The organism is Methanohalobium sp. (assembly GCF_046546175.1).
Classification (GTDB): Archaea; Halobacteriota; Methanosarcinia; order Methanosarcinales; family Methanosarcinaceae; genus Methanohalobium.
In genome coordinates, this window is record NZ_JBKGYF010000045.1 from 1 (window position 1) to 14434 (window position 14434).

The 14434-nt window shown below is 37.8% G+C and carries 13 protein-coding genes; 4 read left to right on the plus strand and 9 right to left on the minus strand.

Annotation, left to right across the window (positions count from 1 at the left end):
* The coding region (locus ACLFMM_RS06125; RefSeq protein WP_410807847.1) for a transposase at positions 1 to 151 on the plus strand (151 nt) is incomplete at its 5' end.
* Positions 152 to 330: 179 nt separating this feature from the next.
* On the opposite strand, the gene ACLFMM_RS06130 is transcribed toward ACLFMM_RS06125, so the two are convergent.
* The gene (locus tag ACLFMM_RS06130) at positions 331 to 894 is read right to left on the minus strand and encodes an HAD family hydrolase (RefSeq protein WP_410807835.1); all 564 of its coding nucleotides are present in this window, start codon (positions 892 to 894) and stop codon (positions 331 to 333) included.
* 510 nt (positions 895 to 1404) lie between these two features.
* Between ACLFMM_RS06130 and ACLFMM_RS06135 the strand changes: the two genes are divergently transcribed.
* Both ACLFMM_RS06135 and ACLFMM_RS06140 read left to right on the plus strand, forming a co-directional pair.
* Complete coding sequence (locus tag ACLFMM_RS06135; RefSeq protein WP_410807836.1) at positions 1405 to 2112, plus strand: ATP-binding cassette domain-containing protein; 708 nt, start codon at positions 1405 to 1407, stop codon at positions 2110 to 2112.
* Positions 2099 to 2899: an ABC transporter permease gene (locus ACLFMM_RS06140; RefSeq protein WP_410807837.1), complete on the plus strand. Its 801-nt coding sequence runs from the start codon at positions 2099 to 2101 to the stop codon at positions 2897 to 2899. Before ACLFMM_RS06135 ends, ACLFMM_RS06140 begins: the two co-directional genes overlap by 14 nt.
* A 7-nt stretch (positions 2900 to 2906) precedes the next feature.
* Here ACLFMM_RS06140 and ACLFMM_RS06145 read toward each other — a convergent pair whose 3' ends face one another.
* The gene (locus ACLFMM_RS06145) at positions 2907 to 4265 is read right to left on the minus strand and encodes a hypothetical protein (RefSeq protein ID WP_410807838.1); all 1359 of its coding nucleotides are present in this window, start codon (positions 4263 to 4265) and stop codon (positions 2907 to 2909) included.
* 124 nt (positions 4266 to 4389) lie between these two features.
* Here ACLFMM_RS06145 and ACLFMM_RS06150 point away from each other — a divergent pair, with 124 nt between their 5' ends.
* Positions 4390 to 5061, plus strand: coding sequence for an RAD55 family ATPase (locus ACLFMM_RS06150; RefSeq protein ID WP_410807839.1), 672 nt, complete (start codon positions 4390 to 4392; stop codon positions 5059 to 5061).
* A gap of 18 nt (positions 5062 to 5079) precedes the next feature.
* Here the strand turns inward: ACLFMM_RS06150 and ACLFMM_RS06155 are convergent, their stop codons facing one another.
* The 7 genes from ACLFMM_RS06155 to ACLFMM_RS06185 all read right to left on the minus strand — a co-directional run.
* Positions 5080 to 6309 (minus strand): type II secretion system F family protein, encoded by a 1230-nt coding sequence (locus ACLFMM_RS06155; protein ID WP_410807840.1) that lies wholly within the window; start codon positions 6307 to 6309, stop codon positions 5080 to 5082.
* On the minus strand, positions 6306 to 7217 hold the full coding sequence (locus ACLFMM_RS06160; RefSeq protein ID WP_410807841.1) for a type II secretion system F family protein: 912 nt from the start codon (positions 7215 to 7217) through the stop codon (positions 6306 to 6308). Before ACLFMM_RS06160 ends, ACLFMM_RS06155 begins: the two co-directional genes overlap by 4 nt.
* Positions 7214 to 9007, minus strand: coding sequence for a type II/IV secretion system ATPase subunit (locus ACLFMM_RS06165; protein ID WP_410807842.1), 1794 nt, complete (start codon positions 9005 to 9007; stop codon positions 7214 to 7216). The genes ACLFMM_RS06160 and ACLFMM_RS06165 overlap by 4 nt, the downstream gene beginning before the upstream one ends.
* Before the next feature lie 18 nt (positions 9008 to 9025).
* Positions 9026 to 9928 carry a phosphate ABC transporter permease PstA gene (gene pstA / locus ACLFMM_RS06170; protein ID WP_410807843.1) on the minus strand — a complete coding sequence of 301 codons (903 nt, stop codon included), beginning with the start codon at positions 9926 to 9928 and terminating at the stop codon, positions 9026 to 9028.
* Positions 9925 to 10887: a phosphate ABC transporter permease subunit PstC gene (gene pstC / locus ACLFMM_RS06175; RefSeq protein ID WP_410807844.1), complete on the minus strand. Its 963-nt coding sequence runs from the start codon at positions 10885 to 10887 to the stop codon at positions 9925 to 9927. The genes pstA and pstC overlap by 4 nt, the downstream gene beginning before the upstream one ends.
* Positions 10888 to 10957: 70 nt before the next feature.
* The gene (locus ACLFMM_RS06180) at positions 10958 to 11962 is read right to left on the minus strand and encodes a substrate-binding domain-containing protein (protein ID WP_410807845.1); all 1005 of its coding nucleotides are present in this window, start codon (positions 11960 to 11962) and stop codon (positions 10958 to 10960) included.
* A 251-nt stretch (positions 11963 to 12213) separates the two neighbouring features.
* Positions 12214 to 14434 (minus strand): hypothetical protein (locus ACLFMM_RS06185; protein WP_410807846.1); only part of this gene is annotated, 2221 nt, incomplete at its 5' end.

Consider the following 14434-nt stretch of genomic DNA (forward strand, 5'->3'; position numbering starts at 1 on the left):
GTCTTATCAAAAGAGAACTACTATAGAACGGTTCTTTGCATGGTTGAAAATGGGGCTCAGAAAACTGGACAGCAGATACGAAAGATTGGATTCAGTATTTAGAGGGTTATTAAATATCGCATGTTTTATGTTATGCTGGTACAAGGTTTAAACCATGTTTTGAAATGAGTTCGTCAGTAAAAACTGAATTTAACTTGGTTTGTGCTGCTGTTAATCTAAGGAAAATATGGCTACATTCTGGATAATACAAATGATTGATAGAAAAGCAATCATTGTATTGTAGAATAACAAAAATCTACAAAACTTAACCAGTTAAATATTATATCTTAATTAAGGATTGTTGGACAAGCTCTGTAAACCCATCCGTTCCACAGCGGTCTGGAAAAGGCGAGTGTCGGGTTTTCTATACCCAAAATCTGATGAAAAAATTACGTGGTCGAAATAGTCATACAATCCAAGGAATTTTAATTCGAATTCTGAGAATGACCTTTGACCGTTTGATACAATACACAGAGGCATATGTTTTAAATTTTCAAGTAATTTTGAGCTTTGAGGAAATACATCCAGATGTCTAACTGCTGCTGACCTGTACATCTGAGCCGCTTCAAATCCGAGACGTCTTTCATCTATATCCCAGAACGCGTTTTCCCTACAAATATCAGCAAAAACATCCTCTACCCTTATTTCAGGATGTTCATGTTCAGAAGTATCAAACCTATCCAGTATTTTGCCTATGTACTTATTTTTGAGTTCTACTGGATTTATCCTGACACCTTTATACAATAACCAATTACTTACTCTTTCATAGGTTCCTATACTGTCCTCTTTTGCTTTAATATCCAGCAGTGTATTGTAGCAGTCAAATACAATTCCTTTTATGTTACTATCCAACATTTCTATCCCATGTAAATTTTAAATTAAGCATTGAATTCTATAATATTTCCAAAAGGGAGATAATCCCATGTTCACATTAGAAAAATAGAATTTAGATAAATATATAGTTAATGTCTATAGAATATATTTAATATATAAAATATCCAAGTTATATTTAGTTAAAAAACAATGCTGGCAAAATAATTTGACCTAACATATAGTGAGTAAAATAAATAGTCTTTAAAGAGATATATAAAATCCTTTGTATAGTTATAAATATAGGGAGACACAATTTAGGGATTAAAAATAGCGTGAGCCAGTATCCATGTTGATCCTACAAATAATTGGTTACCAGTTACTCCTCCATGGACCACGCTATTACTTCTTCTTCGTTTTAATACTACACCATGAACATCCAATATTTATGGTTTATACATAATGGTTCTTAAAAAAGCTTTAATCAAACTATATATGACTCAATATATTTTAGTGATAAGAAATAAGTAAGTTGCTTGTAATCTAATATTAAAGTTGAACAAGGTTAATACCCAGTCCAGATCTCATAAAGATGGTCATGAAAATATGGAAATAATCAGATACGAAGGGATTGATATATCCTATGATGGTGTAAAAATAATATCAGATTTTAATCTATCAATTACTAAAGGTGAAAAGATACTTGTAAAAGGGGATTCAGGTACAGGAAAATCTACATTAATGAAATTATTACTGGGTTTCGCTCAACAGTCCCGGGGCAACCTGTATTTTCAGGAAGAGTTAGTAGATGAAAATCTTGTGTGGGAGATGAGGAAAAAGGTGGCATATGTACCACAGGTACTGGACATTGGTAAGGGTAATGTAGACAATTTTATAAATGTAATTCTATCATATCAGGTTAATAGGACTACTTTGAATTATAGCAGAATCAACTATTTTTTAAATCTATTCAATCTTAAAAGGGATATACTTAATAAAGATTTTGAAGATTTGTCTGGTGGGGAAAAACAAAGGATAGCCATAATAATTTCACTGTTAATTGACAGATATATCTACCTTCTTGATGAGCCTACATCTGCACTTGATTTTCATTTAAAAAAGAAAATTATAGACTATTTCCTCGAAAATGAAAATTTGACTGTTTTTATTGTATCTCATGATAAAGAATGGGTACGTGATGGAGTGAAGGTAGTGGATATTACTAATTGTAATACTTGGTCGAGTTTATATGCAGGCTTATGATATTTCTACCACATCCCTTATTCTCTGCTTTTTAATGCTGCTTATACCACTTGCAATAAGTTATTTGCTCAATCTGGATTTAATCAAGTCAACGTTTAAAAGCATATCCAGAATGACCCTGCAGCTTGCTTTTATCGGCATTTTTTTAACTTTCATCTTTGATTTGAACAATACATTGTTAAATCTGTTCTGGATAATGTTAATGCTTATAGTTGCATCGCATTCTGTTATAGAGAGTTGTGATATAAAATTGAGTAAACTTTTTACACCATTATTCCTGTCATTTACTATAACAAATCTGTCAGTACTATTTTATTTCAACAATTTTGTAATCGATTTAACCAACCTTTTTGAAGCAAGATATTTGATACCCATCGGTGGGATGGTGCTGGGGAATTCATTAAGAGCAAATATAATAGGTATCAATGATTTTAGAAGTGAAATTAAAAGAAATGAGCACAGATATCTCTATTCTTTATCCATGGGTGCACAAAAACATGAGGCACTTATACCTTATCTAAGAAAAAGCATGATTTCTGCAATAAAACCTACAATTGCAAACATGTCTACTGTGGGTATCGTATTTCTTCCGGGAATGATGACTGGACAAATATTAGGTGGTTCAAGCCCAATCGTAGCAATTGAGTACCAGATTGCAATAATGGTAGCAATTTATGTGACTACCGTGATGAGTGTCATGTTGAGTATAATTGTTACAATATATATTGGATTCGATAAACTGGGTATATTCAGAAAAGATGTTCTGAAAGAGGGTAATAAGAAGTGAAATTGTATTATTTGTTTATGGTAAGGTTACCTGACCTCTGACTAAGTTTTGATACCATCCCATTGTTATCAGTTACTTGCAAATCTATTTTGACGTTTTTGGCATCTGATAGATTTAGTTTCGTAGGTCTTGCCGTCAAACCTGTCAGATTGTAATCATAGATTATTTCTGAAGAATTGTTCCATACAGCCCATTTGTAACCTGTTATGGAACCATTAGTATCAAAGGATTCGGATGCATCCAGTACTAAATAATTGTTGTATGATTCACTTCCGTTAGGTCCAATCAGATGTTCGGTTTTAAACTGCACGTTTGCAAGAGGCACAGGCGGAGAGAATGACCGTTCAAAATGATTTGTCAATGAGGTCATTATACCCAATTTCATTGGTTCAGCTTTTGTTACTGGATATGGAGGTGTAAATGTATCAAAATTTACAGTATAGGTAATATTATATTTAGTGTTGTTTTTCATATATTTAATATAATAATTACTGCTGTTTGTCATATTCCCGCCGTAATCGCTGCCGATAAGGGTTATATTTCCATTTCCGTAATCCATTGTGTAATTATTTGAAGGAATAATCTTCGAGTCGTTGGTAGAATTAAAGACTTCTTCATTTGATTTAATAGGCGGATGGTTGAGTGTATAGGTACGATTAACATTATCATTCCATCCAGATGTATCAATGGTTTCATTATGTAATGGACCCATGTCGCCTGACTTGATAATTGTAATCTCGCCTGATTCATAGTCCATTGTATAATCATCATATTCTATATAGGTATTATTTTCATCATATACCTCTACAGAGTAATCTACATCAGAATAAGCCGTCAGTGGATGTTTAGATAGGGAATACGTATAATTTTTATCGTAATCGCTCCAACCATTTAGATCAAAGGTTTCTGTTTTGTTTATTGTGATGTCAGACAGGTTCAAACAGATTTTTTTGCTGCCTTTAGCTGGTACTCTGACCCTGTCATTGTAGCTATATATTTCCGGATAACCGTTAGATGATATAAGATTTCCGCCCCCATCCTTAATCATGTAGTTTTTAGTGTATCTTTCATTAAGACTTAACCCATTGATATACGAATCTTTGGTATTAAGGTTGGCTATTGTAAAATCGATTGAATCCCAGTGAGTCGAATTTCCTGAAGGTTTTATAGAAAGTATTTCCAGTTTTTCGTTTTCCACATTTGATATGTGGCTCTGTCTTTCCATCATCTCTTCCTGGGTTGATGATAACATATATGCGATACTTGATGCTACCATTATTGTAATAAGTATAAGCAAAAGTGTACCAAATACAGCTGATACACCGTTTTCATCGTGAAAAATAAATTTGGCTCGAGTAGATATCATCGTTATCTAGCATGTGATGAGGGTAATATATAACTTTTCTACCTAATATATATAGCCAATAATTATTATATAGAAATCATTTTTCTGCAAAAAACTTAAGTTATAATAAACATTTGGAGTAACAATGACTTTATTACCAAGCATAGGTTTGAAGAAACTCCCAGAAAATGACGTACTGCTGGTTGAAGAAGATTTGGGTAGTGTTAAAAGTACTTTTGTTCAAATTATTGGACACAACGCTACCAAAGAAAGTAAAGATGTAATGTACATTTCTACAAAACGTTCCAAAGAGGATATCTTCGAGCAAATGTCATCAATTGGATTGGACGGATATTCAGAAAAATTCAATGTACTGGGAGATTTTAACGACCAGAATGCTTTACTATATGTGCTCCGCAAGTATAACAACCAGAGTGTTTCACAGATACTTCATCCTCATATGCAGGGTATGTTGGATGTCGATATCTGTATAATAGATACCTTCTCATCACTTTTCATAGAAGCGGATGTTCATACAATGGTAGATACCATAAATTCTTTTATAGATGCAGTTAGAAGCAACGGAACAACTTTTTTACTGCTATCTGATATGGGTATAATGCACAACCGGGTCGAAAATGTCATGCGCTCAATGGTGGACGGGATTATCCAATTCAGAACAGAATATTCCGGAAATAAAGTAAACAGATACATTAATATCCCAAAAATGAGGGGAGTCCCACCATTTAATAAGATGATACCATTCAATGTGACTCCAACCGGTATAACAATCGATACAAGAGAAAGAATTGGATAAATAGTTAGATTATAAAAATCAATCTGAATCTGGTTTTACTACTGTAAGATTGGTACTATTCATCGCACTGCCTACAGTTGCATTTATTGTAAATTCCCCCTCGATTCTTTCTCCTGCCGTAGGTGGAATAGGTCGCACAGCTACCAGACCACTTTCATTGGTTTTATTACCTGAAATAACACCTTCAGGTGACATTGTGATATCCACATTGGTACCTTTCAATGGTTTGTCTTTGCTGTCAGTTACATTGAATACAATTGGTTTTTCAGGCGGAACACCAGGTGATGCAGTCTGTCCGCCGCCTGATACAACCTCAATTTGAACACCTCCACCACCGGTAGGTAGTATAAAAGCTGTACAGGCAAGATAACTTATAATAAGTAGTACTGCAGAATGTTTGAACCCATGTTTTATTTCCCCTTCAGTAATCATACCTATAACAAGTCCGCCAAAGAACCCGTTCAATATGATCATATGGAAAAATCCGCGTGAGAAGTTAATCTCAGAGATGGTGCTTTTTCCACTAAGCATTTGCAACCCTGTATCCTGAATCATCGGGAGAAGTGTATCAGACAGGATAAATGCAAGCATTATCATGATACCCTGGGCAAGGTAAAATATGATTATGTACTGCTTCAGGTTTGCTTCTTTATCTCTTTCGATTCCAATGACAGCCCTCATGTCTTCAGATGTCCTGAACAGCAGGTCTGCTACTGCTCCTCCTGTATATGCTGCCTGAACAATGATGTCTATGTAGCGTTTGATCAATTTACTGTTCAATGATTCTGCCATCCTGTTCATCGAACTTTCAAAAGAATATCCAAGAACCATTGACGCTGATGCATCCCTGACGTTTTTTGTTATGGGTCCAAGATCACTTTTTGAAAGGTTGATTACACCTTTAACAGGGTCGATTCCGCCACGCAGCAATTCAGATAATTTGAAAAGAAAGTCACTGAATGATGATTCCCTTCTTTTTTGGATTTTTTTCTGCAGGAAGGTGTCTATGGAATATGGTATTATGCCCACGAGTACAGCATATACAAGTATATGGTCAAGGTCGTCTTTTTTCAATACAGGGTTGTTTTTAAAGGAGAAGGTGTGACCTGTAATAATAGCCCATATAACAATACCTATAGCTATTACCGCAGGCATTAATATAGTAAAATATTCACGTTTTATGTCAAACCTGAGCTTTAACATCTGTGAATATCTTTCTATTTGTATCCTGAATCCTTCCAAATTCATGCTGAACTCCCTGAATATTTCATCCATAGAAGGACAAGAAATACGATATTGATAAGCGGCACCAGACCGTAAACAAAAGTATTAAAAAGTACACGTGCATCCATTCCCAGTTCAAGACCGAGTGCACTGGCAACTACTATCATGAGAACAACAAGTACAACGCTCATGATGACACCGCTGAGGTAACCTTCTCCATAAACAGAAAGCGACTCAACAAACTGTTTCTGTGTTTCCCATCTCATTGAAATGAGTTCTTTTGATTTCATATCCAGATATGTGCGAAAACCTCCTCCCGACTGGATACTATTTGCGATATCAATGCAGATACCTCTGAAAAGTTCAGACGGAGTATTTTGTATAAGGTGGCTCATGGCGGTATTACCATCTTCACCCAGTACATCCACCCTGTAGATAACTTTAGCAAATTCTGAGGATACCCCTCCATAGTCCTCGACTGAAATCCTTCTCAATACTTCTATAGGAGGAGACCCGGAACTTGCAATTACCGACATATAGCTAAGTGCGTAGGGCAGTTGATATTCCACGTCCATCTTTTTGGCAGAAATCTTGTTGTAGAGGGTAAAGGGGAATCCACCGAGACTGAGCCCAAAGGTGAGTATGGAGATTATAAATGAATAGATTGAAGACATCGATAAAAACTGAAATACTGGAAGCGATATAGTAAATATAGCACCGGCAGCAATGATTGATGTCACTCCTGCAAGCGACATATACATTCCCGGTGTAATGTCAAAATCCGCCTGATATAGCTGTTTGGCCAGGTCCTGTGGCGGTGACTCATCAAAAAAACGTCCCAGAGAATAGCAGAATAACTTGTAGCGTTCTATTAACCTGTTGAAGCCCTTCAACTCGGTATTTATTATTTCTCCTTTATTCGAATCATTCATTCTTCATACTCTCCAGTTAGAGTTTTCTCTCTGGTTAACTCTTCCATCATCTCATCTTTTTCTCTGAGATACCTGCGTATTTCACTGGATACAGTTTCATAATCAGTAACCCCTTTTTCTGCCAGTGATTCGAGTAAATTTGACCGGTTTTCGATTTCCTTTGAGATATATTCATCATCAAGACCATATTCTTCCTTTATCTGTTCAAGAAGAGCACTGTATCCACTGAATTCAAAGGTATCACTGGACGGGTCCCATCTATAGGCAGGATTTGTGATTATGTGTCTGGTATCTGGATCCACTTCGATGATTTCCACGATACGAACCGCTCTTCTAAGGAAGTGTTCTCCTACTTTTATCATGGAGTTGAAGATAACTGCGTCCAGACTGGCAAACAGGTTACGTGGTACTTCCATGGGTTTTGATTCCACTCTTGAAACAAGTTCTTTTATCGACCCAGAGTGGATGGTTCCTAGTGCAGGATGTCCTACTGAAATTGCCTGGAACAGTGTACCTGCTTCAGAACCTCTAACCTCCCCCACAACGATGTACTCAGGACGCTGTCTCAGTGCTGCTGCAAGCAGGTCATAAAGTTCGATATCTCCAGGTGCTTTACCGTCTTGACCGGTATCTCCTCCGAAACCGGCTCTTGTGACAGATTGAGTCCAGTTTGGATGCATAAGGTTCAATTCAGGGGTATCTTCGATTGAAACTATCTTATATTCCGGAGGTATGAACGCTCCGAGTGCATTAAGGGTGGTAGTCTTACCTGATGCAGTACCACCTGCTGCCAGTATAGACCTTTTGTATTCAAGTATCAGCCAGAGGAACGCCAGTACTTTTGAATCAAAGGTTCCGTAGTTAACCAAATCGACTGCAGAAACCGGATTGGTTTTGAAACGTCTGATAGTGAACGTTGAACCTCTTCTAGTAACCTCTTTACCGAGAGTGAGATTGGCACGGCTTCCGTCAGTAAGTGTAACATCCTTTATCGGTTCAAGTATGGAGATGTGCTGTCCGGCAGACTGTGCCATCTGCAATACAAAATTATTGAGATCGACTTCGTTGAAAATAAGGTTTGTTTTTGTCGAGCCGTACATCCGATGGTTGATGTAAACTGCGACACCTGGACCATTACAGTTAATATCCTCTATATACGGGTCTTTCATAAGGATATCTATCAACCCAAATCCGGTGTATTTTTTCAGCAGATAGTAGAACAATTTTTCTTTCTGGAACTCACTAAGTTTCATCTGATAAATATTTAACAGCAGTTCATAACGCCTTTTCAGAACATCTTCCCGTCTTTCATCACCCATCAGCAGCATTTCTGAATGGCTCATCTTTTCAAAGGCGTTTTCAATAATGTTGAGACTTTTCTGTTCTCCTTCACTCATCGGAGGTTCCAGTGCTTCATAGACAATCTCCTCACCGTTATAATAAATATGTGCATACTGGAACGGTGGTTCAACTTCATAAGTTACATCCACATCTTTGAAATGCTCACCCATTTTCGGTTCAGATATTTCTCCGACATCAAATCCCGGATCTACAGCTTCTTTAGAACTTGATTTGAATATCTGCTGGATCTTTTTAATTATATTAAAACTGGATTTTTTATCCTTTTCTGCAATATCAGCCGCATTTTCCTCATTTTCTGAATAATTGCCAGTTTCCTCTTGTTCCTGAACCTCTTCCTGTTTCTCTTGTAGAGGTTCTGTATCTTCTGCTTCTTCGGATTCGGGGGTCGAATCTCTTTTAACCACTTTCTTCAGGTTCAGGTCAACCAATACAAAGTCCTCCGGCAATTATTTCCTGTGCCAGGCAGCAATCATTCTGGCACCTGCGTTGATAAGAATCACTATGACGATTATTACAAATGAAGCTGCAAACCCCTCAGATGGTGATATCATATGCGGGTATCTGAAAGCATTGTATATTGTAATAGGAAGAGCAGCAACACTTTCATGGAACGGCAGGAAAGACGAACCAAAAATCAGTTCATCAGAATGAACAATGTCAAGTTTAGGCATGAACTGGGTGTAACCTGCGGTAAGAATTACAACTGCAGACTCTTCGGCTGCACGTCCTGCACTGAGAACTATACCGGTCAATATACCGTCAGTGGCATAGGGTATAGTGACGCCCTTTATGGTGTTCCACTTACTGGCACCGAGTGCATAACTTGCATCTTCAAGCTCTGTTGGTACAGTATCGATTGCTTCTTCTGTTGCACGTTCGATTACCGGCAGTATGAGAATTGCAAGTGCAACAACTGCAGAGATAAGGGACAGGCCATTGGTTACAAATCTCAGGTAATAGGCGAAGAACAATAAACCAAAGATTCCCAGCACAATGGAAGGCGTCCCTGACAGTACATCGATAAAGAAACTGAAATACCGTTTAATGCGTTCGTTTTTAACGTATTTTTTCAGATAGATGGCAGTTCCCACTGCAAAGGGGGTGGCGAGCACAGTAGAGAATACAGCAAGCATCAATGTTCCCACTACAGCATTGCCGATGGCTCCACCGAGTCCAGGATGCTGTGCTTCGGATGTGAATATGAAATATGGTGTCAGGTGCCACCAGCCTTCAAGGAAAATCTTTATTATTATCCCAAACAGGACGCCCAGTACTGCCAATATGGAGAAAAAAGTTACACCTTTAAACATCCTGTCCTTGATGTTTCTTCTGTTCAGTTTTGGTTTCATTTGTTACCACCTACACCTCCAATTACTCTTGCCACACCTACAAGCAACATTTCAAGAGCAAAAAGTACAGCACCGATGGCAAAAAGTGCGCTTCTTGGTTCGGGTTCCGCAATGTAGAAGGTAATATCGTTCAAAATCTTGGATGTCATTGCATAACCGTATCCAAATATAGAAGTAGGAATTACCTGTATGTTGCCCATCAGCATCACGATTGCCATGGTTTCTCCAACTGCTCTCATCATACCAAGAACCACACCTGTAACTATACCGTTTGATGCACTCGGGACAACAACCCTGCTTATTGCCTCCCAATGGGTAGCTCCAAGAGCATAGGCGGCATCCCTGTAAGCAGAAGGCACCGATCGTACAGCATCTTCTGTTATGGATGTTACAGTGGGAAGTATCATTATCGCAAGAACAGTAGACGCCAGTAATACACCTTCACCTGATTTTGTTGTGACATCATTAAATATTGGAATGAAACCAAGAACACTGTCAATGGCAGGGTCTATATGGGATCTGAACAGACCTTCAAGTACATAGAGCCCGAAAATACCGTATACAACCGATGGAATCCCTACAAGAAGTTCTATAAATGGTCTGATTCTGGATGCGAGTTTTCTGGATGCAAACTCAGAGAGATAGATGGCTGTGAATACTGATATAGGTACGGCAAGAACAAGGGTCATTGCAGTTACTATCAGAGTACCCATTATAAATATCCAGATGCCATAGTTGCTTTCCTCGTAGCTCCATTCTGTACCTGTGATGAACCCGATTAGCCCCTGTGACTCGAAGGTAGGATAGGCGATGTAGAATATAAATCCGATGAATGTGAAAATGATAGCAAGTGTTAAAATACTGCAAATAAGAAGTGATGCATGAGGAATTTTTGATTTGATGTTTTTTAAATCCGGTAAAAAATCAGTTATCTCTGAGTCGATATTTTTCCAGTCCATGGTCATCTGTTCGCTTTTTTCAAAAATAAAAAAGGGTTATGCCCTTTCAGGGCATAAACTTACAGTATGTTTACTGGAGTTCTCCTATTGGGAAGTAGCCCATTTCGTCAAAGTATTCGTAGGACTCTGAGCTCTTCACGAAGTTGATGAACTCTTCTGCTTGTGGAGTTGGTTCACCGTTTGTCAGATAGACAAGGTATCTTGTCAGGTCTTCTGGATAATCGGTTGAGGTATCGCTGAGTGTGTTTTTGATTGCTTCTGTGTCAGCTTTATATCCGTCAACATCAAGTGCACTGGCAGAGGTGCTGTCAGCAACAAATCCATAGTCAACAAATCCAAGTGAACATTCTGTATCTTCTACAGCTTTCAGTACACCTGGGTTACCGATTTTTCCAGTTGCGTTGGTTTCGTCGAAGAATGATTTACTGCTTCCATCGGTAATCCAGCCGGATGCAGTTTCTTCAGTACCACTTTCCTTGTCTCTCTGGTATACACTGAGATCTTCATCAGAGTCGGTAGTTAAATTGTAGTCGCCTAGGTCACCATTGGGGATGGTACCATCATCCTTTACATCCTTGTAGAGGTCTTTCAAGTCCTGTTTGGTAAGTGTATCACCTTCACTTACGGATACATCTTCGCTGGCAATGAATGAAACAGCGCTGGCACCGATTACGTGCTCCTGGAGTTCTGAATGGTCATCAAGGTCGACTTTGTGTGATGAAGCACCGATGTCGCATGTTCCCATTTCAGCACCGGAAACTCCTGCACCGGATCCACCGCCGGAGACGGATATCTCGACTGGGTTATTTTCCATGTAAGCTTCAGCGGCTGCTTCTGATACAGGTGCGACAGTGGTACTGCCCTGGATGTTGAGTGTCGTACTGGATTTCTTTGTCATGTCTCCAGTATCTGCATCGTCTGATACATCGTCTGAGAAAGTTCCCATCATTGATCCTACTGCTGCAGCACCTGCGATTGCGACTACAACGAGGACGAGTGTTGCTACGATTGGTGAAACACCTTCGTTGTTTTCAAAAAGACCGTTAAGTTTTTCTTTTATTGCTTCTATAGACATGTATTGGTTCACCCTCATTCTCCTTTGTTTGAGGTAGTGGATAGTGAGCGACCTATTGGGGATTGTTCAGGTCGCTCTATTACCTACAATGCTCAGCATTCTATATAATGATTTTACAATGGATGTATATATAGAATCAAAGTCTATAATATCTATATATATCTAAAATTTTATACATTTAATTTCAAAGATATAGAAAGTATGGTTTGCTGTCGAATACCTATATATTAATTATAACTTCAAAAATAAAATTATTCTTTTGAATCATAATTATCGGATTCATCATAACTGCTTTCTGGACTTCTCTGCAGGTTTTTGGACACGTTTCCGTGTTTTATCAGGGTATTGATTACCGTTAACCCCATGCCTGCTGCAGCTATGAACAAAAAGAAGGTTATCAATAGCCCTTTGAAATCCAGTATATTGAACGATAACCCTGTTACCAGTGAATAGACATTCGCAAGTATATAGGTAACAACTACTGTTACAATAAGGAAAATTGTTGCTATAAAAGCCTTGAATTTCAGAGGACCTTTATCACTACTTTCATCCTTATTTTTCTTCAGATTCAGGATATCTTTTAGCGACTTTGACGACTTTCTCATAAATAGATAGGATGCTCCTGAAACCATACTTAGTAGAATTACTGCCAAAATACCGATAAAGATTGAAGAATCCGGGTTCATGATTTGTCCAAATGATTTGGAGATACCCATGAATCCGGAACTTGAATTGTTGGTTGTTGTTGATGCCTCACCAGAAGTAGTGTCTGATGTAGTTGTATCAGAGGTGTCCTTACCATCGGAATTGCTGCTGTCCTTTGATAACTTTTCAACATCCCATTCCTTTGATGAGTAGTTCCATTGCTGGTTTACCCTGTTTCCTGACTTGTAAAGATTAGACCGGACAACAGCATTATGACCGTTTGTATCCTTGAACTCAACTTTTGCATAGGGTAGGTCGAAATTATCACAGTCAGGTTTTATCTGATAGGACATCTTAAAATGTTTTTCAGGAGGCAGCACAACACCATTTACCTTTATAAAGTGAGATTTATTGGTTTTGCTGACATCGAGTTCCCACTCATTCAACGGCAGATTGCTACCTTCTATACTCTTGTCAGCACTTTTTTTAACATAACCGGCATCATCAGGAATGGTATCTGTAAGGTTAATCCAAGCTCCCCTGTCTCCACTGTTTTTGACCTGTAGCTCTACCTTATATGAACCTTTATCATGTTTTTTCACATTTTTTTCCAGAGTTACATGAGCCCCATGGACTTTGATTTTCAAGTTTTTGGCATCCGATGAAAAAATTTCGCCGTAAAAGTCCTTTTTGTACTTTAGACCTTTGATAGTGTATGTCCCGGGTTTTTTGGGTTTTAACTCGTAGCTTAGAGTGTAGGGGTCATCTCTGGTTATTACATCAGGCTTGTCCTTCTTGTAGACTTTGGTTATAATGAGCCCGTCCGGTATGGATGGTTCGGTTATACTGACATTTTTGACAGGATAGAACCCGTTATTATAAACACCTGCATTGTAAACAATGTATTCATAGGGCTTAAACCATCTTGCATCTGGATAGTACCATGGGCTCATGTTGATTTTATTGGGAGAATCTGTATTTATTACGGATAGTGAATTAGTAGCTTTTAAATCAGGTTCTGTACCTATACATGAAAAAGTTGCAGTCTTATCTGCATTGTGTTTTTCATTAAAAAAATCAATTCCTGATGCTGATGCCGTGATATTCTGGCTAATTTTGTAGGGAGAAGTTTTCCTGTCCCAGGAGGGACCTTCAACACTGAAATTAAAGGATTTTACTTCACCTTTTTTAATACACCCAAGATAATTATGTAATTTCCCGTTAACCACTCTAAAATCGTTTTTTTTCACCAGTTTAAACCCGTTAATATTCACATCCAGTTCGACTTCTTCTATGCACACTTCACCATCATTTTTCACGTTCACATTGATGGTTTTTTCCCTATCAGGCATATATTGGTCGGAAGAAACACTTAAATCCTCAATTTTTTCAGAATTGGGTTTTATCTCAACATCCAACGAAGGTTTTCTTTTTATTCCTTTAAAATATTTAATATGTGCAATAGATGTATCCTTAGAATTTGTACTGATATCTGTTAATTTAAACTTTATCTTGTAGTCCCAATGGAACCAGCTTTTATTGCCTCCGTCATCATAGAGGATTTTATGTTTAACTGTATCATTTTTTGAAATGGATAGAGCTACAGCATCTTTCTGTTCATTGAAATCATCAGCTTTTATAATGTATCTAGTATCATCTACATTAACAGTATCAGTTTTACCCCATTTTATATCTCCACTGCCATGGTTTTCCCATTTAATGTAATCTTCAAGGTCATTAGAACAGCATTCTGCTGCATTTGCAGGGGTCAACATTACAAAAATAGATATGACTGCAGTTAAAATCAGAATTTTCTCAAAAATTTCT

Excerpts from the sequence above, each read along its gene's own strand:
- ACLFMM_RS06130 (WP_410807835.1), bottom strand. The coding sequence starts at position 894 with ATGTTGGATAGTAACATAAAAGGAATTGTATTTGACTGCTACAATACA.
- ACLFMM_RS06140 (WP_410807837.1), top strand. The coding sequence starts at position 2,099 with ATGCAGGCTTATGATATTTCTACCACATCCCTTATTCTCTGCTTTTTA.
- ACLFMM_RS06145 (WP_410807838.1), bottom strand. The coding sequence starts at position 4,265 with ATGATATCTACTCGAGCCAAATTTATTTTTCACGATGAAAACGGTGTA.
- ACLFMM_RS06150 (WP_410807839.1), top strand. The coding sequence starts at position 4,390 with ATGACTTTATTACCAAGCATAGGTTTGAAGAAACTCCCAGAAAATGAC.
- ACLFMM_RS06155 (WP_410807840.1), bottom strand. The coding sequence starts at position 6,309 with ATGAATTTGGAAGGATTCAGGATACAAATAGAAAGATATTCACAGATG.
- ACLFMM_RS06160 (WP_410807841.1), bottom strand. The coding sequence starts at position 7,217 with ATGAATGATTCGAATAAAGGAGAAATAATAAATACCGAGTTGAAGGGC.
- pstA (WP_410807843.1), bottom strand. The coding sequence starts at position 9,928 with ATGAAACCAAAACTGAACAGAAGAAACATCAAGGACAGGATGTTTAAA.
- pstC (WP_410807844.1), bottom strand. The coding sequence starts at position 10,887 with ATGGACTGGAAAAATATCGACTCAGAGATAACTGATTTTTTACCGGAT.
- ACLFMM_RS06180 (WP_410807845.1), bottom strand. The coding sequence starts at position 11,962 with ATGTCTATAGAAGCAATAAAAGAAAAACTTAACGGTCTTTTTGAAAAC.